The organism is Novosphingobium huizhouense (genome assembly GCF_020179475.1).
Classification (GTDB): domain Bacteria; phylum Pseudomonadota; class Alphaproteobacteria; order Sphingomonadales; family Sphingomonadaceae; genus Novosphingobium; species Novosphingobium huizhouense.
This window is the reverse complement of sequence record NZ_JAILXZ010000001.1, coordinates 169,286-195,933: the sequence shown is the minus strand read 5'-3', so window position 1 is coordinate 195,933 and position 26,648 is coordinate 169,286. Positions and strand designations below refer to the sequence as shown.

General features: G+C 69.0%; 22 protein-coding genes. 15 read left to right on the top strand and 7 right to left on the bottom strand.

What is annotated here, in order from left to right; all coding sequences use genetic code 11:
• The first annotated feature begins 127 nt into the window (after positions 1-127).
• The 7 genes from K3A85_RS00960 (at position 128) to K3A85_RS00930 (ending at position 14,624) form a co-directional block, all read left to right on the top strand.
• Positions 128-1,078, top strand: coding sequence for a D-2-hydroxyacid dehydrogenase (locus K3A85_RS00960; RefSeq protein WP_225204618.1), 951 nt, complete (start codon positions 128-130; stop codon positions 1,076-1,078).
• Between the two features lie 177 nt (positions 1,079-1,255).
• Entirely contained in the window at positions 1,256-2,920 is a 1,665-nt protein-coding gene (locus K3A85_RS00955) for an acetolactate synthase large subunit (RefSeq protein WP_225204617.1), read from the top strand.
• 123 nt (positions 2,921-3,043) lie between these two features.
• Positions 3,044-4,477 carry an aldehyde dehydrogenase family protein gene (locus K3A85_RS00950; RefSeq protein WP_225204616.1) on the top strand — a complete coding sequence of 478 codons (1,434 nt, stop codon included), beginning with the start codon at positions 3,044-3,046 and terminating at the stop codon, positions 4,475-4,477.
• A gap of 205 nt (positions 4,478-4,682) precedes the next feature.
• Positions 4,683-6,110: a cytochrome c family protein gene (locus K3A85_RS00945; protein ID WP_225204615.1), complete on the top strand. Its 1,428-nt coding sequence runs from the start codon at positions 4,683-4,685 to the stop codon at positions 6,108-6,110.
• Positions 6,110-8,095, top strand: a complete 1,986-nt coding sequence (locus K3A85_RS00940) for a heme-binding protein (RefSeq protein WP_225204614.1) — start codon at positions 6,110-6,112, stop codon at positions 8,093-8,095. Before K3A85_RS00945 ends, K3A85_RS00940 begins: the two co-directional genes overlap by 1 nt.
• Positions 8,092-10,032: a hypothetical protein gene (locus tag K3A85_RS00935; protein ID WP_225204613.1), complete on the top strand. Its 1,941-nt coding sequence runs from the start codon at positions 8,092-8,094 to the stop codon at positions 10,030-10,032. Before K3A85_RS00940 ends, K3A85_RS00935 begins: the two co-directional genes overlap by 4 nt.
• Positions 10,033-10,046: 14 nt before the next feature.
• Positions 10,047-14,624 (top strand): LVIVD repeat-containing protein, encoded by a 4,578-nt coding sequence (locus K3A85_RS00930; protein WP_225204612.1) that lies wholly within the window; start codon positions 10,047-10,049, stop codon positions 14,622-14,624.
• Between the two features lie 51 nt (positions 14,625-14,675).
• Here the strand turns inward: K3A85_RS00930 and K3A85_RS00925 are convergent, their stop codons facing one another.
• Both K3A85_RS00925 and K3A85_RS00920 read right to left on the bottom strand, forming a co-directional pair.
• A complete protein-coding gene (locus K3A85_RS00925; protein ID WP_225204611.1) occupies positions 14,676-15,047 on the bottom strand; it encodes a hypothetical protein in 372 nt (123 codons plus the stop codon).
• On the bottom strand, positions 15,037-15,225 hold the full coding sequence (locus K3A85_RS00920; protein ID WP_225204610.1) for a hypothetical protein: 189 nt from the start codon (positions 15,223-15,225) through the stop codon (positions 15,037-15,039). Before K3A85_RS00920 ends, K3A85_RS00925 begins: the two co-directional genes overlap by 11 nt.
• Positions 15,226-15,328: 103 nt before the next feature.
• Here K3A85_RS00920 and K3A85_RS00915 point away from each other — a divergent pair, with 103 nt between their 5' ends.
• Both K3A85_RS00915 and K3A85_RS00910 read left to right on the top strand, forming a co-directional pair.
• Positions 15,329-16,081 (top strand): S24 family peptidase, encoded by a 753-nt coding sequence (locus K3A85_RS00915; RefSeq protein ID WP_225204609.1) that lies wholly within the window; start codon positions 15,329-15,331, stop codon positions 16,079-16,081.
• Between the two features lie 114 nt (positions 16,082-16,195).
• On the top strand, positions 16,196-16,876 hold the full coding sequence (locus tag K3A85_RS00910) for an MBL fold metallo-hydrolase (RefSeq protein ID WP_225204608.1): 681 nt from the start codon (positions 16,196-16,198) through the stop codon (positions 16,874-16,876).
• A 53-nt stretch (positions 16,877-16,929) separates the two neighbouring features.
• Here the strand turns inward: K3A85_RS00910 and K3A85_RS00905 are convergent, their stop codons facing one another.
• Positions 16,930-17,319, bottom strand: a complete 390-nt coding sequence (locus tag K3A85_RS00905; RefSeq protein WP_225204607.1) for an MAPEG family protein — start codon at positions 17,317-17,319, stop codon at positions 16,930-16,932.
• A 220-nt stretch (positions 17,320-17,539) separates the two neighbouring features.
• On the opposite strand from K3A85_RS00905, the gene rpmF reads away from it, so the two are divergent.
• The 5 genes from rpmF to K3A85_RS00880 all read left to right on the top strand — a co-directional run bounded on the left by rpmF (position 17,540) and on the right by K3A85_RS00880 (position 20,784).
• Positions 17,540-17,719: a 50S ribosomal protein L32 gene (gene rpmF, locus K3A85_RS00900; RefSeq protein ID WP_225204606.1), complete on the top strand. Its 180-nt coding sequence runs from the start codon at positions 17,540-17,542 to the stop codon at positions 17,717-17,719.
• 30 nt (positions 17,720-17,749) lie between these two features.
• Complete coding sequence (plsX, locus tag K3A85_RS00895; RefSeq protein ID WP_225204605.1) at positions 17,750-18,853, top strand: phosphate acyltransferase PlsX; 1,104 nt, start codon at positions 17,750-17,752, stop codon at positions 18,851-18,853.
• Positions 18,850-19,827, top strand: coding sequence for a beta-ketoacyl-ACP synthase III (locus K3A85_RS00890; protein ID WP_225204604.1), 978 nt, complete (start codon positions 18,850-18,852; stop codon positions 19,825-19,827). Before plsX ends, K3A85_RS00890 begins: the two co-directional genes overlap by 4 nt.
• 151 nt (positions 19,828-19,978) lie before the next feature.
• Positions 19,979-20,278 carry an integration host factor subunit alpha gene (locus K3A85_RS00885; protein WP_225204603.1) on the top strand — a complete coding sequence of 100 codons (300 nt, stop codon included), beginning with the start codon at positions 19,979-19,981 and terminating at the stop codon, positions 20,276-20,278.
• An 11-nt stretch (positions 20,279-20,289) separates the two neighbouring features.
• On the top strand, positions 20,290-20,784 hold the full coding sequence (locus K3A85_RS00880) for a MerR family transcriptional regulator (protein WP_225204602.1): 495 nt from the start codon (positions 20,290-20,292) through the stop codon (positions 20,782-20,784).
• Here K3A85_RS00880 and K3A85_RS00875 read toward each other — a convergent pair.
• Positions 20,781-21,425: a DUF2239 family protein gene (locus K3A85_RS00875; RefSeq protein WP_225204601.1), complete on the bottom strand. Its 645-nt coding sequence runs from the start codon at positions 21,423-21,425 to the stop codon at positions 20,781-20,783. The two genes, K3A85_RS00880 and K3A85_RS00875, sit on opposite strands and share 4 nt — an antisense overlap.
• A 61-nt stretch (positions 21,426-21,486) precedes the next feature.
• Between K3A85_RS00875 and K3A85_RS00870 the strand changes: the two genes are divergently transcribed.
• Positions 21,487-21,825 carry a GIY-YIG nuclease family protein gene (locus tag K3A85_RS00870; RefSeq protein WP_225204600.1) on the top strand — a complete coding sequence of 113 codons (339 nt, stop codon included), beginning with the start codon at positions 21,487-21,489 and terminating at the stop codon, positions 21,823-21,825.
• A gap of 31 nt (positions 21,826-21,856) precedes the next feature.
• Here K3A85_RS00870 and K3A85_RS00865 read toward each other — a convergent pair whose 3' ends face one another.
• From K3A85_RS00865 to K3A85_RS00855, 3 genes are read right to left on the bottom strand one after another with little or no spacing between them, the layout of a single operon-like run.
• Complete coding sequence (locus K3A85_RS00865) at positions 21,857-23,284, bottom strand: amino acid permease (RefSeq protein WP_225204599.1); 1,428 nt, start codon at positions 23,282-23,284, stop codon at positions 21,857-21,859.
• A 49-nt stretch (positions 23,285-23,333) separates the two neighbouring features.
• A complete protein-coding gene (locus tag K3A85_RS00860; protein ID WP_225204598.1) occupies positions 23,334-23,879 on the bottom strand; it encodes a SixA phosphatase family protein in 546 nt (181 codons plus the stop codon).
• Positions 23,876-26,641, bottom strand: a complete 2,766-nt coding sequence (locus K3A85_RS00855) for an ATP-dependent DNA helicase (RefSeq protein ID WP_225204597.1) — start codon at positions 26,639-26,641, stop codon at positions 23,876-23,878. The genes K3A85_RS00860 and K3A85_RS00855 overlap by 4 nt, the downstream gene beginning before the upstream one ends.
• Between the last annotated feature and the right edge of the window lie 7 nt (positions 26,642-26,648).

The following is a 26,648-nucleotide window of genomic DNA, read 5'->3' as shown; positions in this document are numbered from 1 at the left end:
TTGGGCGAGAGCGGTGCTTGTCGACAAAAGCATGGTGGCAGTCAGTGCCAACGAAAAAACTGCCTTCACCTCTGTGCTCTCCCCGCTAGCGTAGTTGCAAAAGAACGCGAGCAGGAGAGCGAAGTCAATGACAGCCGGTCGAACCATCCTCGTCGCCAACGCGATGATCGCGCCGCTTGTCGCAGGGCGGCTCCCCGAATGGGTTGATCTGCGCACCTTCCGCCATACGCAGGAGCTGTTCGACCTCGCGCCCGAGGCCGAGATCGGCTGGTTCGATCTCAACGACAAGGCGCCGATGGCCGAAGCGGTGCGCCGCGCGACGAAGCTGCGCTGGCTAAACTCGATCTATGCCGGCGTCGATGGCATGCCGCTCGATGTCATGGCCGAACGCGGCGTCGTCTATACCAACGGCGTCGGCATCAACGCGGTGACCATCGCCGAATACGTGGTCATGGGCATGCTCACCGTGGCCAAGGGCTATCGCGAGGTGGTGCGGGCGCAGGACCGCCACGAGTGGCTCATGGATTCGCCGGGCAAGGTCGAACTTGCCGGCAGCCGCGCACTGCTGCTGGGCTATGGCGCGATCGGGCAGCGCGTCGACCGCGTCCTTTCGGCGATGGATGTCGAGGTGGTGAAGGTGCGCCGCTCGGGCGGGGAGGGCGCGCTGGGCCCCGACGCATGGCGCGCGCAGCTGGGCACGTTCGACTGGGTGATCCTCGCCGTACCCGCAACGGCTGAGACCGAAGGCATGATCGGCGCGGCCGAGCTTGCCGCGATGAAGTCCGGCGCGGTGCTCGTGAACGTCGCGCGCGGCACCGTGGTCGATCAGGAGGCGCTGGTCGAAGCGCTTGAAGCCCGGCGCATCGGCGCGGCGTTCCTCGACGTAACCACGCCCGAGCCGCTGCCTGCCGAACATCCGCTGTGGTCGCTGCCCAACGCGCACGTGACGATGCACCTGTCGGGCCGGGCGCAGGACAGGATGTTCCAGCGCTCGGCAGCGCGTTTCCTCGAGAATCTCGAGCGTTACCGCACTGGGCAGGAGCTTTCGCCGAAGGTCGACCTCACCCTCGGCTACTGAAAATTCCTTTTTGGTTCCAATGGGGTGACGCAAGGGCAAGGCTTTGGTAGACCTTGCCGCGAGGGGCAGGCCAGGCATGGGCCTCGAACGACCGGGACCGCCCCACGGGCCGCGATCATTGGGGAGAAGGAACGCCGGCTGGCCCCGCGCGCTTCCGAATCGCGCGGAGCGTACCGAATGGCTGGAAACGGCGAAGGGACCAAGGCGTCCGATCTTTTCGTGCAGTGCCTCGAGGAAGAGGGCTGCGAGTACATTTTCGGCGTTCCGGGCGAAGAGAACCTCGACTTTCTCGATTCGCTTTCACGCTCCAAGCAGATCAAGCTGATCCTCACCCGCCACGAGCAGGGCGCCGGGTTCATGGCGGCGACCTATGGCCGCCATACCGGCAAGACCGGTGTGTGCATCGCAACGCTCGGGCCGGGCGCGACCAACTTCGTCACCGCCGCGGCCTATGCGACGCTCGGCGGCATGCCGATGCTGATGATCACCGGCCAGAAGCCGATCAAGAAGTCGAAGCAGGGCCGCTTCCAGATCCTCGACGTCGTCTCGATGATGCAGCCGATCACCAAGTTCACGCACCAGATGGCGAGTTCGGACAACATCCCCAGCCGCGTGCGCGAAGCCTACCGCCTCGCCGAGGAGGAGAAGCCGGGCGCGACGCACATCGAACTGCCCGAGGACATCGCCGACGAGCACACCACGTCGGTGCCGCTGAAGCGCAGCCTGGTGCGCCGTCCGACCGCGGACGCGAGGTCGATCGAGCAGGCAGTCGCCGCGCTCGAGGCGGCCAAGGCCCCGGTGCTGGTGATCGGTGCGGGCGCGAACCGCAAGATGACCGGCAAGATGCTGCGCGAATTCGTCGAGAAGACCGGCATTCCCTTCCTCACCACCCAGCTCGGCAAGGGCGTCATCGACGAGCGTCACCCGCGCTTCCTCGGCTGCGCGGCGCTGTCGGCGGGCGATTTCGTCCACCGTGCGGTGGAGGATGCGGACCTGATCATCAACGTCGGCCACGACGTGATCGAAAAGCCGCCGTTCTTCATGCGCGAAGGCGGGACCCCGGTGATCCACGTCTCGACCAAGACCGCCGAGGTCGACCCGGTCTACTTCCCCAGCATCGAGGTGATCGGCGACATCGCCAACGCGATCTGGCAGATGAAGGAAGCGATCACCCCCAATCCCGCCTGGGCCTTCGACAGGATGCGGTCGTACCGCGCCGCAGAGGTCGCGCACACCGCGCCGCTCGCCGCCGACGACCGCTTCCCGGTGTTCCCGCCGCACCTCGTCCGGCAGGTGCGCGACTGCATGCCCGAGGACGGGATCATCTGCCTCGACAACGGGGTCTACAAGATCTGGTTCGCGCGCGGCTACACCGCCTACCAGCCGAACACCGTGCTGCTCGACAATGCGCTCGCCACGATGGGCGCGGGGCTGCCCTCGGCGATGATGAGCGCGATGCTCTATCCCGATCGCAAGGTCATGGCGATCTGCGGCGACGGCGGGTTCATGATGAACAGCCAGGAGATGGAGACCGCGGTGCGCCTGGGCCTCAACCTCACCGTGCTGATCCTCAACGACAGCGCCTATGGCATGATCCGCTGGAAGCAGGCGAACATGGGGTTCGAGGACTTCGGCCTGACCTACAACAACCCCGACTTCGTCAAGTATGCCGAAAGCTACGGCGCCAGCGGCTACAGGGTCGAGAGCGCCGCGCACCTCGCCGAACTGCTGGCGCATTGTCGTGACACGCCGGGCGTGCACTTGATCGACTGCCCGGTCGACTATTCGCAGAACGACCAGATCCTCAACAAGGACATCAAGGAACTTTCGAAGGCGCTCTAGAAGCCTGGTCGGAACAATATCGTCACCCCGGCCTTGAGCCGGGGTCCCGCTCGCTTGCCGAGTGGGACAAGGAAGCAGCGGGATCCCGGGTCACGTCCGGGACGACGAAGATTGGAAGGCCCGATGAAGCTGAAGGACGTCTACCCGCTCTACCTCAACAACAAGGCGGTGCAGCCCAACACCGACCTGGCCGTGACCGACAAGTTCACCGGCGAGGTCGCGTTCCGCACGGCGCTCGCGACGCCCGACGTGATCGACGAGGCGATCGCCGGGGCGGTGCGCGCCGCACCCGCGATGGCGAAGCTCGCAAGCTACGAAAAGCGCGACGTGCTCGACCACTGCGTCCGCCGCTTCACCGAGCGCAAGGACGAACTGGCCTATGCGCTGTGCGTCGAGGCGGGCAAGCCGATTGCCGATTCCGAAGGCGAGGTCACGCGCCTGATCGACACCTTCCGCATCGCGGCGGAAGAAGCCACGCGCAACTACGGCGAGGTCCAGCCGCTCGACATCAGCCCGCGCGCCAAGGGCTTTATGGGCATGTGGAAGCGCGTGCCGATCGGGCCGTGCAGCTTCATCTCCCCCTTCAACTTCCCGCTCAACCTCGCCGCGCACAAGATCGCGCCGGCGATCGCGGTCGGCTGCCCCTTCGTGATGAAGCCAGCCAGCCTCACGCCGCTCGGCGCGATCATCATGGGCGAGGTGCTGGCCGAATGCGACGTGCTGCCCGAAGGCGCGTTCTCGATTCTGCCGGCGAGCCGCGACGGCGCCGACCTGTTCACCACCGACGAACGGTTGAAGCTGCTCTCGTTCACCGGCTCGCCTGGCGTCGGTTGGGAGCTCAAGGCCAAGGCGGGCAAGAAGAAGGTCGTGCTCGAATTGGGCGGCAACGCCGCGGTGGTGGTCGACAGGGACGCCGATCTCGACCACGCGCTCGCCCGGATCGTGTTCGGCGGCTACTACCAGTCGGGGCAGAGCTGCATCCACGTGCAACGGGTGATCGTCCACGAGGACATCTACGACACCTTTCGTGACATGCTGACCGCCAAGGTGCGCGCGCTGGTCGCCGGCGACCCTAAGGACCGCGACACCTTCATCGGCCCGATGATCTCGCAAAAGGAGGCGGCGCGGCTCAAGGGCTGGATCGACGCGGCCGTGGCAGGCGGCGCGCGCCTGCTCGCGGGCGGCGGGTGCGAGGGCGCGATGCTCGAGGCGACGCTGCTCGAGAACGTCGACCGCAAGGCCGAGCTCTATGTCGAGGAGGCGTTCGGCCCGGCGGTGATCCTGTCGAAGTTCGCCCGTTGGGAGGACGCGCTCGCCGAAGTGAACGATTCGAAGTTCGGCCTGCAGGCGGGCCTGTTCACCCGCGACCTGCACAAGGTGCTCGAAGCCTGGGACGAACTCGAGGTCGGCGGGGTCGTCGTCAACGAGGTCTCGTCCTACCGGGTCGACAACATGCCCTATGGCGGGGTCAAGGATTCGGGGCTCGGGCGCGAAGGCGTGCGCTTTGCGATGGAGGACATGAGCGAGATCCGCAATCTCGTGATCCGGCGCGCCTGAAACTTGCTCCGCTTCTGCGTTTCTGCCCCAAGACTCTGTCGATGTTGGGGAATTTCGGGTGCTTGACGGGCAAATCGGGTCTTGAACCGCAGCGGTGCGCGGCTTAGGCTGGGAAAAAGGGGTCGCATTGCTAAAGCTTCCGCGGGGCCGTCCGCCGGGCGCAACAGCGCCGGCGCCGGCTCGTTTGCGGCAGGAACGAGGGGCAATGCAGGGCACATCCACGGTATTGCGGCAGTTCTGCGCTGCCTGGCGTGACACGCCGCGCGCTGCCCTTGCGGCGGCGCTGCTGTGCTTCGCCATGGCCGGCGCCGCGCTCTGCGCCGCCTTCCTCGCGCCCGCGCCGCTCAAGGCCGAAAGCGCCGCGACGACGTTGCGCGCGCACATGGGCGTCGCCTCCTGCGCCGGCTCGACCTGCCACGGCCGCTCGGTCGCGAGCGGCACGCCGGTGCGCCAGAACGAGATCGCCACCTGGCAGGAAGACAGCTCGCCCGCCGGCGCGCACAGCCGCGCCTGGCGCGCGGTCGAAGGCGCGCGCGGGCAGGAGATCGCTCGCCGGCTCGGCCTCGATGGCGCGGGCGTCCAGCGCGAATGCGCCGGCTGCCACGCCTCTCCCGCCGCCGCCACGGGGCGTGGCCGCCTGTCCGACGGCGTCGATTGCGAAGCCTGCCACGGTCCTGCCGGCGGCTGGCTTTCGACGCACTATGCCGTGGGCGCGAGCCACCGCCGCAACGTGTCGCAGGGCATGACCGACCTCGTCAGCCCGGCGACGCGCGCCAATGTCTGCCTCGATTGCCACCTCTCGGGCGACGGGCGCGGCCAGTTCATCGCGCACCGCATCATGGCCGCCGGGCATCCGCGCCTCTCGTTCGAGCTCGACCTGTTCTCGACGCTGCAGATGCACCATGACGAGGATGCCGACTACGTCCAGCGCAAGGGCGGGCGCACCAATTCGATGCGGATGTGGGCGGTGGGGCAAGCCGAAGCGGTGACGCGCAGCCTCGAGCTGTTCAGCCAGCCGGCCAGGGCGAGCGCCGGGATCTTTCCCGAATTCACCTTCTACGATTGCCATTCGTGCCACCGCCGCATCGTCGATGGCGAGGACGCGCACGTCACCGCGGTGTCCAACCCGGGCCGCCCGATCGCGCAGGGCATGCCTCCGTTCAACGACGAGAACATGATCATGCTGCTCGCCGCGGCCAAGGTCGTCGCGCCCGACCTCGCCGCCGAGTTCGACGCGCGGGCAAAGGCCTTCCACCGCGCGATGGGCGTGGGCCGGGCCGAGACGGTCGCGGCGGTGCAGGCCCTGCGGCAGAGCGCGCAGGCGCTCTCGGCGCGGATGGCGGCGGCCGATTTCGGGCGCGAGCGCACCTTCGCGATCATGGACGCGATCGCCAGCGACGCCATCTCCGACCGCTTCACCGACTACGAAGGCTCGGTGCAGTCGGTCATGGCGATCGACACGCTGCTCAACGGCATGGTCAATTCGGGCATGGTCGGCAGCGGCGCGGCGGCGGGGCTCAGGGTCCAGATCAACCAGGCCTATGCCGCGGTGAAGGAACCCAACGCCTATCGCCCGATCGCCTTCCGCCAGGCGCTGGGCGGGGCGATCCGCTCGATCCGGAGCCTGCGCTGATGGGGCTTGCCGCGTTTCGCCAGCGGGCCACCGGGGTGGTTGCCGCACTGTCGCTGGCGCTTGCCGGGTGCGGCGGCGGCGATTCCTCGGGCTCGGTCGCGCCCAAGCCCACCTCGACCCCCGGCACCGGCCGGCTCTATCCCGAGCTTGCCAGCGAAGCGCTGACCGTGGGCGACGTGCAGAAGGTCATCGCCCAGGCGGTGGGAGAGGCGCAGGCGCTCAACTACCCGGCGGTGATCGCGGTGGTCGACCGGGTCGGCAACGTGCTCGCGGTCTATCGCATGAACGGCGCGCCCACCCGGATGCTGTTCAGCAAGATCACCGGCGCGGGCACCGAAAATCCCGAGCCCGCCGGTTTCCAGGACGTCGACGTCGAAGCCTCGATGGGGGCGATCGCCAAGGCGGTCACCGCCGCCTATCTGTCCTCGAGCGGCAATGCCTTCTCGACCCGCACCGCCAGCATGATCGTGCAGCAGCACTTTCCGCCCGCGCCGAACACCCCCGGGCTCGAAAGCGGGCCGCTGTTCGGGGTGCAGTTCAGCCAGCTGCCCTGCTCGGACCTCAACACCCGCTTCGCCGCGGGCAATGCCGGATCGGCCGCGTTCATCGGGCCCAAGCGCTCGCCGGTCGGTCTCTCGGCCGACCCGGGCGGGCTGCCGCTCTACAAGAACGGCGTGGTCGTCGGCGGCATCGGCGTGATGGCCGATGGCGACTACGCCTTCGACCGCGACGTCAGCAACGTCGACGGCGACGTCGAGGAATACGAGGCGCTCGCCGGGATCCAGGGGTTCGAGCCGCCGGCCGCGATCCGTGCCGACAAGATCCCGGTCGACGGCACCACGCTGCGCTTTGCCGATGCGCGGGTCGAAGGGCTGCACCCGCTCAAGAGCGACTATGCCGCGATCGCGGGCACCGCGGGCACGCTGGTGCCGGTCAACGGCTACTTCGACGGCACCGCGATCCTCCCCGGCACGCCCTACGGCAGCGAGGCGAGCGGCTTCCGCTATGCCACCAGCGCCGAGTTCTCCAATCCCGACGCCTTCGTCCTGACCGACGGGTCGGGCCACAACCGCTACCCGATCCGCGGCGGCGGCGATGGCGCCGAAGTCGGCCAGGCGCTCACCGCCGCCGAAGTGCGCGCGGTGCTCGAAGAAGCGTTCGCGGTGATGAGCCGCGCGCGCGCCCAGATCCGCCGTCCGCTCGACAGCCGCGCCGAAGTGACCATCTCGGTGGTCGATACCTGGGGCACGCCGCTCGGGCTGGTGCGCGGACCCGATGCGCCGATCTTCGGCACCGACGTCTCGCTGCAGAAGGCGCGCACCGCCGCATTCTTCTCGAACAAGGTCGCCGCGGCGCAGCTGCTCGGCGATCTCGACGCGGGCGTGCCCGCCTATGTCGATGCGGTGCGCACCTTCCTCGGCGATCCCGCCGCGCTGACCGGGACCAAGGCCTTTGCCGATCGCTCGGGCGGCAACCTGTCGCGGCCCTATTTCCCCGATGGCGAGGTGGGCCGGCCCAACGGCCCGCTGTCGTTGCCGATCGACCGCTGGAGCCCCTTCGCCACTGGCCTCCAGACCGACCTGATCAAGGCGGACGTGGTGCAGCACGCGGTGTTCGTCGAAGGCTCGCTCAACGCGCGCGACGTCAAGCAGCAGTGCTCGAACGTGCCCGATGCGCCGAACGGCAGGAAGCGGCTCGCCAACGGCATCCAGATCTTCCCCGGCTCGGTGCCGATCTACCGCGGCACGCAGCTTGTCGGCGCGATCGGCATCTCGGGCGACGGCATCGACCAGGACGACATGATCGCTTTCCTCGGCGCGCACAACGGCGGCAAGAAGGCAGGCGGGATCGGCAACGCGCCCAAGGACATACGCGCCGACACGATCGTGGTGAAGGTGGGCGAGGGCGTGCGGCTGCGCTACGTCAACTGCCCGTTCGCGCCGTTCCTCGACAGCAGCGACCAGAACGTCTGCGAGGGCCTGTGATCGCCGCCTCGCTCCTGCTCGCGCCCGCGCTCGTGCTGTCGGCTCCGGTGGCGCAGGCCGATCCGGCGCCGGCGCCCGAGGGGGCTGGCGCCGCGCCCGGTGCGTCCACCCCCGACGACCTGCTGTTCGACGGCCGCCGCCGTCCGGGCTTCGAGAAGAAGCTCCCCGACAAGGTCGAGCAGGACAATCCCGGCGCGGTCAATGCGCCCGAACCCGAAGCGTTCTACGACAAGTACGACGGCGAAGGCCCGCTCGATTCCCTCAGCCTCGACGTCGCCGTGCCCGACCGCTGGCGCATCGTCTCCTCGCTGTGCCCGAAGAAGGACGCGAAGACCGGGGTCACCGATCGCGCGATCTTCACGCTCTACCCGAACCTTGCCGCCGCCTGCCATTCGCAGCTCGATCCGTTCCACCACAACCTGCTCAAGGGCGACCAGCCACTCGCGCGCGGCAAGCGCCCGGGCTTCCTCAAGGGCGACGACTGGTTCCTCGTCCTCAACGGCATTTCCGACACGGTGGTCGAGCCGCGCAGCTTTCCGATCCCGGTCGGCAACCAGACCACCAGCGATCCCAACCAGATCGACGTGTTCGGCCCGTCGAACAGCCTCGTGCTGTCGCAGACCTTCATCGTCGGCGCCTCGCTGCTCAAGGGCCTGACAGCGTTCAAGCCGCCGGTGGTCGAATACCGCCTCGTTCTCGCCGGCAACATCAACCACGTGCAGGTGCCGGCGCGGCGCGTATTGTTCGTCGAGCCGTCGAAAGGCACGAAGCGCACCGATGGCTTCATCGGGGTTCAGGAAGCCTTCGTCGACTACCACATCGGCCGGTTCGACACGAAGCGCTTCGATTTCATCTCCCTTCGCGCCGGCATCCAGCCGTTCCAGTCCGATTTCCGCGGCTTCCTGTTCCAGGACAACCAGCTCGGCGTGCGCCTGTTCGGCAATCGCGACAACAACCGCTGGCAGTTCAACCTCGCCGCCTTCTGGCGGATCGAGAAGGACACCAATTCGGGCCTCAACGACTTCACCAAGCCGCTGCGGCGCAACTGGATCTTCACCGGCAATCTTTACCGGCAGGATTTTCCGGTCGTGGGCCTGACCAGCCAAGTCTCGGTCACCTACGACATGAACCGGGAAAACCGCTACTACAGCGACGACAACGGCTTCCCGGTCCGTCCGGCGCTCCTCGGCGATCTGCGTCCGCGCCAGTACGATATCGTCTACCTGGGCTACGCGCTCGATGGCCACGTCGGGCGCATCAATTTGACCGGTCAGGTCTATGGCGCGCTGGGCGAAGACCGGAACAACTTCCTCACCAGCCGTCCCGCAGTTGTGAAGGCCTTCATGGCTGCTGCCGAAGTCAGCTACGACAAGGACTGGATACGCCTGCGCGCTTCGGGCCTGTGGGCGAGCGGCGACAGCGATCCCTACGACAAGACCGAGGGCGGCTTCGACGCGATCCTCGAGAACCCGCAGTTCGCCGGCGCCGACACCTCGTACTGGATTCGCCAGTCGATCCCGTTCGCTGGCGGCGGGCGGATGGTTTCGGTCAACGGCCGCAACGGCCTGCTCAATTCGCTGCGCCCGTCGAAGGACGAAGGCCAGTCGAACTTCAACAATCCCGGCACCGTGCTCGCAGGTCTCGGCGGCGATTTCGACCTGACCCCGGCCTTGCGCGTCTCGGCCAACGCCAACCACCTGTGGTTCCAGAACACGAAGATCATGCAGGTCCTGCGCAACGAAGGCTCGATCCCCAGGTCCATCGGCTGGGACCTGTCGGTCTCGTCGATCTGGCGGCCCAAGGCGGCGCAGAACGTCGTCTTCCGCCTCTCGGGCGCGATGCTCGCGGCGGGCGCGGGCTTCCGCGACCTGTTCGACCAGAAGAACCACGGGCGCCAGTTCTACTCGGTGCTCGCCAACGCGACGCTGGCTTTCTGATGGAGCGCGCGACGATGCCTTCCGCCCCGTTCCGCCGCCTTGTCGCTGCGCTCACGCTGCTTTTCGCCATGGTCCTCGCGCCGAGCGCGCTTTGGGCCTCGGGCGAGGAAGTCGCGCAGAAGATCACCTATACCCGCGCTCCCCCTGCGCCCCGCATCCAGCCGGGCGAGACGGTCGAGGACCAGTGGGCGGGCGTCGACAGGCAGAACGCGGGCTGCGTCTCGTGCCACACGGCTAGCGATCACAAGACCATGCACGCAAGCCCGGCGGTGGTGCTGTCCTGCGCCGATTGCCATGGCGGCAACACGAAGGTCGTCGCCGACCGGTCCTGGAACCGCGGCTCGATCGACTATCTCGCGGCGATGAAGGACGCGCACGTCCTGCCGCGCTTCCCCGGCGCCTGGGGCTGGCCGAGCTCGGCCAATCCCCGCCGCTCCTATGCCCTGCTTGCCAAGGAAGCGCCCGAATTCATCCGCTTCGTCAACCCGTCGGACTACCGCGTCGCGCGCGAAGCCTGCGGCGCCTGCCACATGCAGATGATCGAGGCCTCGGAGCGCTCGCTGATGAGCACCGGCGCGATGCTGTGGGGCGGGGCGGCCTACAACAACGGCATCGTGCCGTTCAAAAACTATATCTTCGGGGAAAGCTTCACCCGGAAAGGCGAACCGGCGCTGCTCAAGTCGGCCTCGACGCGCATCGGGCCGGACGGCAAGCCGATGTGGGGCACGGTCACGCCTGCGGAGAAGGCGCGCGGCGCGCTGCCCGTGCTCTACCCGCTGCCGCGCTGGAACTCGATCCCGCCCGGTGACGTGTTCCGCGTGTTCGAGGATGGCGGGCGCGTGATCAACCCGCAGTTCCCGGAAATCGGGCTGCCCAATTCGACCGGCGCGATCCAGAAGCTCGACGAGCCCGGGCGCCCCGATCTCAAGCAGTCGAACCGCGGCCCCGCCACGGGCCTGCGCGTCGCGATTCCCGTTCTCAACATCCACAAGACGCGCCTGAACGACCCGTTCCTGTTCCAGATGGGCACCAACGACCAGCCGGGCGATTACCGCTCTTCTGGCTGCGCCGCGTGCCACGTGATCTACGCCAACGACCGCGAACCACGCCATTCATCGCTCTATGGCAAGTGCGGCCGCGACGGGCAGACGATCACCGTCGACCCGACGATCGCCGGCTTGCGCGAAGGCGAACACCGCACCGGCGCCTACGGCAGCTACGACGCGGCAAAGGCGCACCATGAAGAGCGCGTGCGCGGCACCGTGCTCGGCGGCACCGGCAAGTATCTCGGCGGCGATGCCACCGACCCCGAAGCGAGCGCAGACATGGCGGGCGATTGCGCCCGCGCCATCACCTCGGCCGAACAGCTGACCTTCTCGCCCGCGCAAGGCGTCGCGCCGCACGGCTCGATGGACGATCACCGGATGAGCGCGGCCGAAGCGCACGCCACCGCGGGGCTCGATGCCAAGGGCCAGCCGACCGACGGCGCCAATGGGGCAGGCGGCATCCACGGCCCCGCCGCCGGCGGCTACGTGCCGATGCAGCAGCGCGAGCGCGGCCACCCGCTGGTCCACGCCTTCACCCGCGCCATCCCCACGGCGCAGTGCATGAACTGCCACATGCACCAGCCGAACATCTTCCTGAACACCTACCTCGGCTACATCATGTGGGACTACGAATCCGATGCGCCCCGCATGTGGCCCGGCCCCGAGAACACCGCGCCACGCCCCGAAGGGCTGTCCGACGCGGCCTGGCAGAAGGCGTTCAGGACGCAGTTCCACCCGGACATGGTCGAACAGCGCGAAGTGCTCGATCGCAACCCCGAAGGCGCCTCGGCGCGCGGGCTGTGGCGCGACGTCGAATTCCTGCGCAACGTCTATGACCTGAACGCCGGCAACAAGGACACCCAGTTCGCCGACTACCACGGCCACGGCTGGAACTTTCGCGCGATCCTCAAGCGCGACCGGCGCGGCAACCTGCTCGACGCCGATGGCGACATGACGAGCTACGGCACCGACAAGGCGCACATCGTCAGCCCCGACGATCCCGAGAAGTGGCGCAAAGGCAGCGAGGGCAAGTTTGTCGATCCTTCGTACGACAACCCCGGCAAGTCGGTCCATATGATGGACATCCACGCCCAGGTCGGGATGCAGTGCGCCGATTGCCACTTCGCGCAGGACAGCCACGGCAACGGGCTGATCTACGGCGAAGTCGCCAACGCGGTGGAGATCGGCTGCAAGGATTGCCACGGCACGCCCGATGCCTTCCCCACGCTGCTGACCTCGAACCTCGCCGCGCCCAAGGGCGGCACCAATCTCGCCCTGCTGCGCAACGCCGATGGCCAGCGCCGCTTCGAATGGACCGAGGAGCACGGGCGGCGGGTGCTGCTGCAGCGCTCGATCATCGATCCCAAGCTCACCTGGCGGGTCAGCCTGGTGAAGGAATCGGTCGATCCGCAGTACCAGGGCGTGGTCGAACCCGGCGGCAAGCCGGTGTTCAATCCCAAGGCCGCGCGCGCCAAGCTGATGGGCAAGGCGGCGGCCGACGACGGCATGTACCGCTTCGGCCTCGGCATCCCCAAGGACGCGCGCGCCCACCGCGACGACGACATGGCCTGCTTCACCTGCCACCTCAGCTGGACCACCAGCTGCGCCGGCTGCCACCTGCCGATCGAGGCCAACTGGAAGAGCGCGGTCCACAAGTACGAGGAAGACTACACCCGCAACTACGCGACCTATAACCCGCAGGTCGCGCGCGACGACATGTTCCAGCTCGGCAAGCACCAGCGCAACAAGTCGTCGGGCAGCGATCCGGTGCAGTTCGATGCCGAAGGCAACCCGGTGTCGGGCAAGGCGATCACCGCGCCGATCCGCTCCAGCTCGGCGCTGATCCTTTCGTCGACCAACATCAACCGCGAACGCATCTACGTGCAGCAGCCGCCGATCTCGGCGATCGGCTATTCGTCACAGGCCTTCGCGCCGCACTTCCCGCACACCGTCCGCCGGCAGGAAACCAAGCAGTGCACCGACTGCCACCTGTCCGACCAGGACGACAACAACGCGATCATGGCGCAGCTGCTGCTGCTCGGCACCAACTATGTCAATTTCGTCGGCATGAACGCTTGGACCGGCCTGTCCGGCGGGTTCGAGGCGGTGCGCGTGACCGAGTGGGACGAACCGCAGGCGGTGATCGGCTCCTACCTCCACCGCTACGCCTATCCTGACTTCTTCCGCCAGCACGTCGAGAAGAACGGGCGCGAGCTGAAGGACTGGACGCGCGGCGCGATTCTGGATGGCAAGCTGTCAGGCGAAACTACTGGGCGCGAGGAATTCACCAACGTTATCAAGGGCACGGGCGATGCCGTGCGCTGCCTGCAGATGCGCGGCGAATACATGTACGTCGCCGAAGGAACGGGCGGCTTCCGCGCCTATGACATCGCCGCGGTCGCCAACAAGGGCTTCTCTGAGCGGATCACCACCGCGCCGTTCTCGCCGCTGGGGCATGACACGCACGTGAAGACCAGCAACGCCACCTGCATGGCGCTGCCGACCAACCAGTCGATCGCGCCCACCCGCAACACGGCCGAGCTGCGCACGGTCAACCAGGAGCAGCCGTTCAGCCCGGTCTACCACTACGCCTTCGTCACCGATGCGGTCGAAGGGCTGATCGCGGTGAATGTCGACACGCTGGCCGACGGCGAATTCCGCAACAACTTCCTCTCCCGCGCGCTCACCTTCAACCCGGGCGGGGTGCTGACCGGCGCGCGCCACATCACGCTGGCGGGCGATTACGCCTACATCGTCACCGACAAGGCGCTGGTCACGGTCCACCTGCCGGTCGCATGGTCGCCCGATCGCCCGTGCGAGGTTTCGGACAAGACCACTTGCCTCAATCCCAGCATCACCTCGGTCGTGCCGCTCAGGGATCCGCGCGCCACGGCCGTGCAGTTCCGTTACCTGTGGATCACCACGGCCAACGGGCTCGAGCTGATGGACGTGACCAACCTTGCCGAGCCGAAGCCCGTGCCGCAGGCGACCGTGCCGCTCGCCGATGCGCGCCGCGTCTATGTCGCGCGCACTTACGCCTATGTCGCGGCGAAGGCGCAGGGCCTCGTCATCGTCGACGTCACCGCGCCGACGCGCCCGGCGATCTACCAGCAGTTTACCGCCGACGGGCAGCTGAACGATGCCGAGGACGTGATCGTCGGCTCGACCAACGCCTCGCTGTTCGCCTACGTCGCCGATGGCCGCAACGGGATGAAGGTGGTGCAGCTGACCAGCCCGGCGAGCCAGCCCAACTTCTATGGCTTCGCGCCCGAGCCCAAGCCCGAGCTGATCGCCTGGGCGCGCACGCCGTCGCCGGCGCTGGCGATGTCGAAGGGGCTCGACCGCGATCGCGGGGTGGACGAGACCGGCGGCCAGATCGCGGTGTTCGGCCGCCTCGGTTCGCGCCCGTTCAACCGCAAGGAAATGGAGGAGCTGTTCCTCAACAGCCGGGGCGAGCCGTTCAAGGTGTCGAACAGCGTCGACATGAAGCTGTGGGTGGGGGCGAGAACCGCGCCGCAGCTGATGGCGCGCTCGCGGATCGATTGAGCGAAGGCGCGGGCGGCGGGGAAGGGCGCGGCGCCGGGCCGCGCCTTGCGCTCAGTCCCGCGTATTGAGCAGCAGCAGCTCGATTTCGACCTCGAGCACCGGCTCGGGCAGCAGCACCTGGTCGTTGCGGACCACCGCCGCATCGGCGACGAGCACGCCGGGCAGGGTGAACTCGTGCTCGGGCAGCTCGGCGATGAACGCCTCGCCGTCGTCACAGGCCTCCCAGCCCTCGAAGCGCAGCACCAGGCTGTGGCGCGCCCCCGAAAAGGTCACGCTCGCCCACGGCGTCTCGGCGTGGCGGACGATCTGCGCGCGCTCGCCGGCGAGCCTGGCGATGGCGGCGGCGAGGCGCTCGCCCATCGTCGGGCGGACGCGCGGCGCCTTGGGTTCGGTGGTCCCGAACAGGGAGAGATCAAGCAGCATGGACGGTCCCCCAATAATTGTTCATGAAATGTTCCACGCGTTCCACCATCGCGGGACGCGGGTCGCGGCCGTTGCGCAGATCGCCGATCAGGCGGGGGTCGTGCGCGGCGAGGCGGCCGAACTTGGTGACGGGCATGCCCGTCGCGGCGATGAACTTTTCGATCTTGGGCAGGAGCATCGTGGATTTCCTTTTTTCCCGGAGACTCGGCGTTGGATAAATCCTATGTTGACGGAGAAATCCAACTCGTCTAGGAAAAGTCCTTCGAAATCGGAGTAAGGAAATGGCAAGGTTTGGCGAAGGCGCTGATGCCGCAGCGGAAAATGCCATCGAAGGACCGCGCGCGCGGCTGCTCGAACTGGCGACGGCGCGCAATGTCAGCCTCTCGGCGCTCTCCGCGCTGATCGGGCGCAACACCACCTATCTGCAGCAGTTCGTGCGCAAGGGCTCCCCGCGCAAGCTCGAGGAGAACGACCGGCGCACCCTCGCCGAGTTCTTCGGGGTGAGCGAGGCCGAGCTGGGCGCGCCGTTGCGCGACGGTGTCGTCGTGGTCGACCTGCCCGGCGTCGCGCCGCTCCAGCCCGCGCGCCGGCCCGCGTCTCCTGCCGAGCGGCAGGTTGCCGCCGCGCTTGCCGAATGGGCCGACATTCCCCGCCTGCCGCTCGGCGCCTCGGCCGGGCCGGGGGCGATGGCGGGCGAGGAGATTCCCGCAGGGCGCCTGCGCTTCAACAACCGCTGGCTCAAGGGGCAGGGGCTCGAACCCGCCAATCTCTCGGTGATCGAGGTTGAGGGCGATTCGATGGAGCCGACCTTGCGCGATGGCGACGAGATCCTCGTCGATCGCAGCCCGCGCCCGATGCGCGCCGGGGTCCACGTGATCCGGCTCGACGACGTGCTGCTGGTCAAGCGGCTCGAAAGCGGGCCTGCCGGCACGATTCGGGTGATCAGCGACAACCCCGCCTATCCCCGCATGGAGCGCGCGGTAACCGAGGTCGAGATCGTCGGCCGCGTCGTCTGGAAGGGCGGCAGGCTCTGATCCTGCCGCTCTAATCCCCCCTGCAAGGGGAGGGGGACCACCTGCAGGGTGGTGGAGGAGTGGCGTCACCCGCCCCGCCTTGCCATCGGTCCCCCCACGCGCCATCTTCGGCGCATGACCGACGCGACCCAGACCCCCGCCGCCGAACCGCCGATGAAGGTGGCGATCATCCCCGTCACGCCGCTCCAGCAGAATTGCACGCTGGTGTGGTGCACCAAGACGATGCGCGGGGCGTTCATCGATGCCGGCGGCGATCTCGCCCGGCTGCGCATGGCGATCGAGAAGACCGGCGTGACGATCGAGAAGCTGCTCGTGACCCACGGCCACATCGACCACTGCGGCGCGACCGGCATCTTCGCGCGCGAGCTCGGCGTGCCGATCGAGGGACCGGAAGAGGCGGACCGCTACTGGATCGCCAAGCTCAACGAAGATGGCGCCAAGTACGGCATCGAGGGCGAAGCGTTCGAGCCCGACCGCTGGCTGCACGATGGCGACACCGTCACCATCGGCGATCTCGTGCTCGACGTGATCCACTGTCCCGGCCACACCCCCGGCCACGTCGTGTTCCACCATGGCCCGTCGAACTTCGCCATCGTCGGCGACGTCATCTTCCAGGGGTCGATCGGGCGCACCGACTTCCCGCTGGGCAACCACCAGCAGCTGATCGATTCGATCACGCAGAAGCTCTGGCCGCTCGGCAACGAGGTGCGCTTCGTTCCGGGCCACGGGCCGACCAGCACGTTCGGCCAGGAGCGCAAGATGAACGCCTTCGTCAGCGACTACATGCTTAGCTGACGTTCGGCGGTCGATGGTCGACGGGCGCCCGGGATCGCGGGCGCCCGCCCGGTTCACATGTCGAGCGCGATCGTCACCGCCCAGACGGCAAGGCCGATCTGGGTCAGCATCGTGATCAGCGTGCCGACCGTGCGGCCGAAGCCGAGCGGCCCGCCGTCCATGCCCACGCCATGCGCCACGCGGCCGAGCGCATAGAGCCCGGCCACGCCCATCAGCCAGGGATTGCCGCTGCGCGCGGCCTCGATCGCGCCGATCAGCACCAGCACGATCGGCGTGTTCTCGATGAAGTTCGCCTGCGCGCGCATCCGCCGCACCAGGTCCTCGTCGCCGCCGTCGCCGACCGAGATCTTCTTGGCGGTGCGGACCATGCCGATGCGCACCGAAAGCCAGATGTTGATGAAGGCCGCGGCGGCTGCCGAGGCCAGGGTAATGGGCAGGAACATGCCTTTGGTACTCCCCCTCCTGTTTTCGTTCCAAAGGCGAGGCTAGCGCGCCCGCGCTTGCAAAGCATCCCAAAATCCGTATAGGCGCGCCTTCGCCCGCGATTGGCGAATCCCCGTTTCCCGTCTCGTGCCGCGTGTCGCGCAGGGGTTGTGCGACGGAGACGATTTCCCTATCGCGCCCGTGACACAACGACTTTTTTGATCAGGAACAGGTGCCGAGATGGCCGTCCCCAAGCGAAAGACCACCCCGAGCCGTCGCGGCATGCGTCGCAGCCACGATGCGCTGAAGGTCGAAGCCTTCCACGAGTGCTCGAACTGCGGTGAACTCAAGCGCCCGCACAACCTGTGCACCGCCTGCGGTCACTACAACGGTCGCGAAGTCCTCGCCGTCGGCCTCTAAGCTGACCGGACTCGGGGGAATCGCGAGAAGATGAGCCTGCCGCGTATCGCTGTCGATGCGATGGGCGGCGATGAAGGCGTGCGCGTGATGATCGAAGGCGCGGCGCTTGCCCGTCGCCGCCACGATCGTTTCCAGTTCCTGCTCGTCGGGGACGAGGCGCGCATTGCCCGGGCGCTCGAGAATCACCCCAACCTGCGCGCCGCGTCGGAAATCCTCCACGCGCCCGACGTCGTCGCGGGCGACGAAAAGCCGACGCAGGCGCTGCGCCGCGCCAAGACCACCTCGATGGGCCTTGCCATCGATGCGGTGAAGCGCGGGGCTGCCGGCGTCGCGGTCAGCGCGGGCAACACCGGCGCGCTGATGGCCATGGCCAAGCTTGCGCTGCGCACGATGCCCGGCATCGACCGCCCGGCGCTCGCCGCGCTGCTGCCGACGCTCGGCGACCACGATCTCGTCATGCTCGATCTCGGCGCCAATGCCGAATGCGATGCGCGCAACCTGATCCAGTTCGCGATCATGGGCGCGGCCTATGCCCGGATCGTCCACGGCCTCGATGCCCCCAGCGTGCGCCTGCTCAACATCGGCTCGGAAGAGACCAAGGGCACCGACAACCTGCGCGATGCGGCCGCGGCGCTCAAGGCGGCGAGCGAGGAACTGGCGTTCGCCTTCGACGGCTTCATCGAGGCCGACAAGCTCTCGCGCGGGGACGTCGACGTCGTCGTCACCGACGGCTTTTCCGGCAACATTGCGCTGAAGGCGATGGAAGGCGCGGCGCGCTTCGTCGCCGACCTGCTGCGCCGCAGCTTCTCCTCCTCGCTGCGCTCGAAGTTCGGCTTCCTCATCTCCAAGCCCGCGACCGAGCTGCTCAAGCACCACCTCGATCCCAACAACCACAACGGCGCGGTCTTCCTCGGCCTCAACGGGCTGGTGGTGAAGAGCCACGGCGGCGCCTCGGCGCTGGGTGTCGCGCACGCCGTCGCGGTGGCCGCGCGCCTGCTCGAGGAGAACCTGACCGAGCGGATCGCCGCCGACCTGTCGCGCGTCGGGGCCGAGGCCTTCCGCGCGCCCGGGCGCAACGGCGCCAAGGCGCCGGCGGCAGGCGCAGAACAAGAGGTTTCCGGGGAAGGGGCATGAGCGTGCGTTCGGTGATCCTGGGCAGCGGGTCCGCGCTGCCGAAGCGCGTCGTGACCAATGCCGAAATGGCGCAGATGGTCGACACCACCGACGAATGGATCGTCGAGCGCACCGGCATCCGCCAGCGCTACATCGCCGGCGAGGGCGAGACCACCGCCTCGCTCGCGACCGAGGCCGCGCGCCGAGCGCTCGAGGCGGCCGGCGTCGATGCGAAGTCGATCGACCTTATCGTGCTCGCGACGGCCACGCCCGACCAGACCTTTCCCGCCACCGCCACGATCGTGCAGGACCGGCTGGGCTGCAACGGCGGCGTCGCCTTCGATGTCGCGGCGGTCTGCTCGGGGTTTCTCTACGCGCTCGCCACCGCCGATTCGCTGCTGCGCACCGGGATGGCGAAGCGGGCGCTGGTGATCGGCGCGGAAACCTTCAGCCGCATCCTCGACTGGGAGGACCGCACCACCTGCGTGCTGTTCGGCGACGGCGCGGGCGCGCTGCTGCTCGAAGCGCAGGAGGTCGACGAGAGCGACCCGCTCGCGCCCGGGATCATCGCCAGCCGGCTCCACGCCGATGGCGCGCACAACGAGCTGCTGTTCGTCGATGGCGGTCCCTCGACCACCGGCACCGTCGGCAAGCTGCGGATGAAGGGCCGCGAGGTGTTCCGCCACGCCGTCACCAATCTCGCCAACGTGCTCGGCGAAGTGCTGGCGGCGGCTGGCCGCGAGGCGCGGGACATCGACTGGGTCGTGCCGCACCAGGCCAACTTCCGCATCCTCGATGCGACCGCGCGCAAGCTGTCGCTGCCGATCGACAAGGTGGTCGTCACCGTCGACCGCCACGCCAACACCAGCGCCGCCTCGGTCCCGCTCGCCTACGACACCGCCGTGCGCGACGGCCGCATCGCCAAGGGCGATCTGGTGATGTTCGAAGCGATGGGCGGCGGCTTCACCTGGGGCGCCAGCCTCGCCCGGGTCTGAGCCCGTCCGCAAGGGGCCGCTGCGCCCGCGGCTCACAAGAGTTTCACGTCGGGACGCATTTCCTTTTAAGACAGGGCATTGGATTGCGCTGGCGAGAATCTGCGTTATGATCGCCGCCCGGATCGTACTGACGTCTGGGGGAAGTGGAAGAATGCGTTCTGTTGGTACCTTGACCCGCGCCGATCTCGCGGAAAGCATCAATCGCCGGGTCGGTCTGTCGCGGGCGGATTCGCTTGAGATGGTCGAAGCGATCCTCAGCCACATGTGCGACGCGCTGGGCGAGGGCGAGAACGTCAAGATCTCGGGCTTCGGCACCTTTCTCCTGCGCGACAAGGCCGAACGCATCGGCCGCAATCCCAAGACCGGGATCGAAGTGCCGATCACCCCGCGTCGCGTGCTCACCTTCCGCGCCAGCCAGATGCTCAAGGACCGCATTTGCGCCGAGGCCTGACCGGATGAAAGATGGCTGAACCACCACCCGACACTCCGGCCGCCGCCGTGTTCGACGACGGCAAGGCGCCGGACGCCCTGCGCACGATCGGCGAAGTGGCCAAGGCCCTCGGCCTCAAGCAGCATGTGCTGCGCTATTGGGAGGAGCAGTTCCCCACGCTGCGACCGCTCACCCGCGCCGGCGGACGGCGCTACTACCGGCCCGAGGACATCGCGCTGGTCCAGCAGATCAACCGGCTGCTGCACCACGAAGGCTACACCATCAAGGGCGCGCGCCAGGCACTGCTCGCCGCCGCCGGCAAGCCGCAACCCGCCGCATCCGATGTTGCCCCGACTCCGGCCCCGTCCTTGCCCGCATTTCCCGCGCCATCTCCTGCGCCTTCGCCGGCTCCGGGCCTCGCCCTGTCGCCGGGCGGCGGCGAGGACGAGGTGATCGAGGCGCTGCGCATTCTCGCCGGCCACCTCGCCACCATCCGCGACCACCTCGCCGAAGCGGTCGCCGACTAGGCGTCGTTGCCCGCCGGGCCCTCGGCCTGCGCCAGCTCGAGCACATGCGCCGCCACGTCGGGCGGCCAGCCCGCGAGGATCGCGCCGAGCGCCGCCTCGTCGCCCGCGAACAGCGCGCGCGAGGCCGCCTCGAACCCCGGCAGATCGCCCGCGATCGCCGCCATGAAGCGATAGGCACGCTCGCGCCCGGCGCGCGCGCCGGTCCGTCCCGCGTCCTGCTTGCGCGCCTCGTCGATCAGCCGGCGCAGCGCCTGCGAGGCTCCGCCCGGCTGGCCTGCCAGCCAGTCCCAGTGGCGCGGCAGCAGCGTCACCTCGCGCGCGACGACGCCGAGCCGCGGGCGTCCGCGCCCGCGCGGGGCCGCCTCGGTGTCCGGCGCTTCGTCTGCGGCATCGCCCGCCCCCTGCGACGCCAGCCGTCGCAGCGCGGGATGCTCCCCGAGCCGCCGCACCACGTCGGCGGTCGAGCCGCGCAGGTCGAGGTCGAGCGGTCCGCCGGCCACGTCGTCGAAGACCAGGACCGGCGCATCATCGGCTCCCGGCGGCCGCGCGCGCAGCGCGAGCGCGACGTCGACCACGCTGCCGTGGGCGAAGCGGGTGAACCCGGCGAAGGCGGAGCAGGGGATTGACAGGACATCGCGCATCGCGTCATAAATATACCCGGATGAAATAAAGTCAATTCACCCGGTCTAAACAGGAGTTCGCATGCACGGTCCCGATCGCAAGGCGGCCAGCGCCGCCTATCGCCAGCGCAAGGTCGAGGCAGGGATCTACGCGATCCGCTGCAGCGCCACGGGCGAAGTTTGGACCGGCACCGCGCCCGACGTGGCCACCATCCGCAACCGCGTCTGGTTCACCCTGCGCCAGGGCGCCAACCCGCACCGCAGCCTGCAGGACGCATGGACCCGCCACGGCGAGGCGGCCTTCACGCTCGAGATCGTCGACAGCTTCGATTGCGAGGACGAAACCCCGGCGAGCCGCACCCGCAAGCTGCGCGACGGCTTGAACGCATGGGCGCAGCGGCTGGGCTCGATCAAGGTCTAGGAGGCGGGGCAAGGGGGCTTCCCGCTGCCGGTCATGTCCTCGCCGCAAGGGCGCGGTGGCGGGCATGGAGCAGGTAGAAAACCAGGCCCGCTGCGTTCCAGGCAAGGAACGATGTCTGCGTGATCGTCTGCAGCCCGGTGAACAGGTACAGGCACCCGAGGATCGCGACCGGGCAGACCAGCCAGGGCAGGGGCGTGCGGAACGTCGCTCGCGCCTGCGGTTCGCGCTGGCGCAGCACCAGCACGCACAGCGCCACCGCGACGAAGGCGCAGAGCGTCCCGGCATTGGCGAGGCTGGCGATCAGGTCGAGCGGCAGCAGCGCGGCGATCGCGGCGACGAACAGTGCGGTCACCCCGGTGATCCGTGCCGGCACGCCGCGCGCCGACACGCGGGCGAGGCTTTCTGGCAGGAACCCGTCGCGCGCCATGACCATGAAGATGCGGCTCTGGCCGTAGAGAAAGCCCAGGATCACCGTCGGCAGCGCAATCACCGCAGCGCCGGCGACGATGGTTGCGATCCCCGGGCTGCCGATGGTGCGCAGGATCAGTGCGAGCGGCTCGGCGCTCTTGCCGAATGCGGTGTAGTGCACCGCGCCCACCGCGGCGGTGGCGACGAGGATGTAGATCGCGGTGCAGGCGGCCATCGAGCCGACGATCGCGATCGGCAGGTCGCGGTCGGGATTGCGCGCCTCCTCGGCTGCGGTCGAGATCGCGTCGAACCCGTAGAAGGCGAAGAAGATGATCGCCGCTGCGCCCAGCATGCCGTACTTGATCCCGCCTTCGCCGGCCGTGCTGCCATAGCCGTGCGGGGCGAAGGGCTGCAGGTTCGCCGCATCGAAATGCGGTGCCGCGACCGCGACGAACAGCGCCAGGGTAACGAGCTTGAGCACCACCAGGGCGCTGTTGATCCGCGCGCTCTCGTGCGTCCCGCGCATCAGCATGGCGGCCACCGCCGCGATGATGAACACCGCGGGCAGGTTGATCCCGATGTGCTTGAGCGCGCCGTTCTCGACCACCGGTCCGTGGACCAGCGCATCGGGCAGGTGCACCCCCAGCCCGATCAGGAACCCGTTGGCATAGCCCGACCAGCCGACCGCGACGGTCGAGACGACCAGCGAATATTCCAGGATCAGCGACCAGCCCACGATCCACGCGAAGACCTCGCCGAGCACCGCGTAGCTATAGGTATAGGCGCTGCCCGAGGCGGGAATCGCGGTCGCCATTTCCGCATAGGCGAGCGCGGCGCAGGCGCAGATCACCCCGGCGACGACGAACGACCACAGCACGGCCGGCCCGGCCCGATCCGCGCCCACGCCGATCAGCGTGAGGATGCCGGTGCCGACGATCGCGCCGACGCCCATCGCCATGAGATGCGGCCACGACAGCGTGCGCGCCAGCCGCTGGTGGTCGGGCAGGTCTTCGGTCGCGGCAATCGCCTTGCGGCGCAACAGGGATCGCATCTCTATGGTTCGTCCTTGCTTCGCAAAGGGGCAGGCCGCCTTCGCGCGCTCAATCGGGCAGTTCGGGCCCCAGTTCGGGATCGAGGTCGCGCGGGCGCTTCAGTTCGACCAGCTTCGCGCAGCCTTCGTCGAGGTCGGCCCAGCGGTCGATGGCGAGCTCCATCACCGCATAGGTCGCGGTCGGGAACTTCTGCACCACCACGTCGCGCAAGGGGCTGCTGCCGTCGTCGGGCACGAGGTCGAAGATCAGGTCCTCGAGACCGGGATTGTGGCCCACCATCAGCACGCTTTGCGGGTCGCCGCCGATCTCGCGCAGCAGGTCCATCAGCACCGCGCTGCTGGCAAGGTAGATGCGCCGGTCCCATTCGACCGGGAAGGTGCGGCCCCAGGCCTTGCTCGAGGTCTCGATCGTTTCGGCCACGCGCACCGCGGGCGAGGCGACCATGCGGTCGAAGCGCCGCCCGGTCGAGCGGATGTGCCGCCCCATCGCCAGCGCGCCGCGTTGCCCGCGCGCGTTCAAGGGCCGGTCGAAGTCGCGCGCGCGCGCGTCGCTCCAGTCCGATTTGGCATGGCGGAACAGGGCCAGGGTCTTCACGTGGTCCTTCCGTCGAGGGCTGCAGCCGGTGCTGCCGGGTCGCTCCCTGAAACACCGGCGGCGACCAATTGTAAAGCCGCATCGAGTGTCACCCGTCGCACCGGCGTGCCCGGCGGGAAGGCGCTCAGCAGGCGCGAGGGGAAGGCGGCGGACAGGACGACGAAGTGCCCGCGGTCGGTGCCCGAGCGGATCAGCCGCCCGAACGCCTGCGCCAGCCGCGCGCGGATGATGCGGTCGTCGTGCCGCTGCCCGCCGCCGGCGTCCTTCGCCGCCAGCCGCCGCGCACGGTGCAGGATCGACGGCTTGGGCCAGGGGACCTGCTCCATCACCACGACCTTGAGCGAATCGCCCGGCACGTCGACCCCGTCGCGCAGCGCGTCGGTGCCGAGCAGGCTGGCGCGGGGATCGTCGCGGAAGATGTCGACCAGCGTGCCGGTGTCGATCGGATCGACGTGCTGGGCATAGAGCGGCAGGCCTGCGCGGGCGAGCCGGTCGGCGATCCGGCCATAGACCGCGCGCAGCCGCCGGATCGCGGTGAACAGGCCGAGCACGCCGCCGCCCGCGGCCTCGATCAGCCGGCCATAGGCGCCGGCGAGCGCGGCGATGTCGCCCTTGGGCACGTCGGTCACGATCAGCACTTCGGCTTGCGCGGCATAGTCGAACGGGCTTTCCGCGCCGAACAGCCGCGGCGCGACGTCCAGATGCTGCGCGCCGCTGCGCGAAACCGCGCTGTCCCAGTCGTCGCCGCCCGACTCGTTGGTCCGGTCGCACAGCGTCGCGCTGGTCAGCACCACGCCGTGCGCCGGCGCCAGCACGCTCTCGGCGAACGGCTTCATCGGGTCGAGGTAGTGGCGGTGCAGGCCGATGTCCCATTCGCGCCCGTCCGAGCGGTCGACCGCCAGCCAGTCGACGAAGTCGCGGTCGGCCGGCCCGCCGAGCCGCGCCAGCAGCGCGATCCATCCGCCGACGAGGTCGCTCCTCCAGCCGATCGCGCCGCGCGCGCCTTCGATCCGGGCGCGCGCCGGGCCGTCGAGCCAGTCCGGCCCGTCCTCGATCAGCGCCTCGAGCCGCAGGCCCAGGCGCACCAGCGGCTGGCGCAGCGCCTCGAGCGCTTCCTGCGCGCGCCCGGCGATCTCGACGAACGGCCCGTCGAGCTGGGCGACCTCGGTTTCGAGCCCGTAGCCCGCCTCGCTGCCGCCGCTCTCGTCGCGGGCGTGGACCAGCGCGCGCACCGCGGCGAGCAGGTCCTCGAGCGGTCCCGACGGCGTGCCCTCGACGATCCGCGCCAGCCAGCCGTCCGAGGGCAGCGCCTCGGCCGCCGCGACCGCCTCGGCGATCGCCAGCGCGCCCTGCTCGTCGTAGCTCGCGACATCGGCGAGCCGCGCCGAAAGCCCGCGCCGCCGCCCGCGCGACTTGCCTTCGGGGCCGATCACCCAGCGCCGCAGTTCGATCGTCTCTGCACCCGTCAGCGCGGCCGAGAAGGTCGAATCCGCCGCTTCGAATACGTGGTGGCCTTCGTCGAAGACCACCCGCGTCGGCCGGTTGGCGACGTCGCGCCCGCGCGCTGCATTGACCATCACCAGCGCGTGGTTGGCGATCACCAGCTCCGCGCCGGCCGCCGCGCGCGCCGAGCGCTCGATGAAGCACTTCCGGTAATGCGGGCACCCGGCATAGACGCATTCGCCGCGCTGGTCGGTCAGCGCGGTAATGCCGCGCTTGCGGAACAGCGTGCCGAGCCAGCCCGGCAGGTCGCCGCCGATCATGTCGCCGTCCTGGCTATAGGCCGCCCAGCGCGCCACCAGCTGCGCGAGGATCGCGGCGCGGCCCTGGAAGCCGCCCTGCAGCGCGTCCTCGAGGTTGAGCAGGCACAGGTAGTTCTCGCGCCCCTTGCGCACCACCACCGGCGGCTGGCCGCCCGCCGCGCCCTCGCCATAGGCGCGCCGGCTCTCGCGTCGCAGCTGGCGTTGCAGCGCCTTGGTATAGGTCGAGACCCAGACCGTCCCGCCGCTCCTGCCCGACCACAGCGAGGCGGGCGCGAGGTAGCCCAGCGTCTTGCCCGTGCCGGTCCCGGCCTGCGCCAGCACCACGTGCGGCTCCCGGGCGCCCCGGCGCGGCGCGAAGGCGCCGCCCACGGCCTCGGCGAAGGCGAGCTGCGCGGGCCGCTCCTCGGCGCCCTCGCCGGTCAGCGCGGCGAGCCGCAGGCCGATCTCGGCCGCGCCGAGCACGACTTGCGCGGGCTGCGGCCGCTCGGGCGCTTCCTCCCATTCCGGCAGCCGTGCGAACAGCCAGCGCTCGGCCTTGTCGGGCTTGCGCACGTGGGGGGCGAGCAGCCCCGCCCAGGGCCAGCGCAGCCGCGCCAGCGATTGCAGCGCGGTCCATGCGCCCTCGCGCTCGGCCCAGTCCGCCGCCTCGCACTGCGCCAGCAGCGCCGCGGCGGCGCGCTGCAGCAGCTCGGGCACCGCGGCATCGCCCGCCGGCGGCTCGAGCCCGAGCGCCTGGGCGAGGCCCTTGGCCGTCGGCACCACGAAGCGCGCCGGGTGGACGAAGGCGAAGAGCTCGAGCAGGTCGAGCCCCGAGAGGTCGGGATAGCCGAGCCGGCTCGCCACCAGCGGCGCGTTCAGCATCAGCAGCGGCGTGTCCGAGGCCGCCATGATCGCCTCGCCCTTGCCCACGCCGCGCGTCGCTGCGCCGAGCATGTCGCCCTGGCGCAGCCAGCAGCCGCCGTGGGAGGCGTGAATCGCGGGAAGGGGCAGCGGGTCCATCATCGCT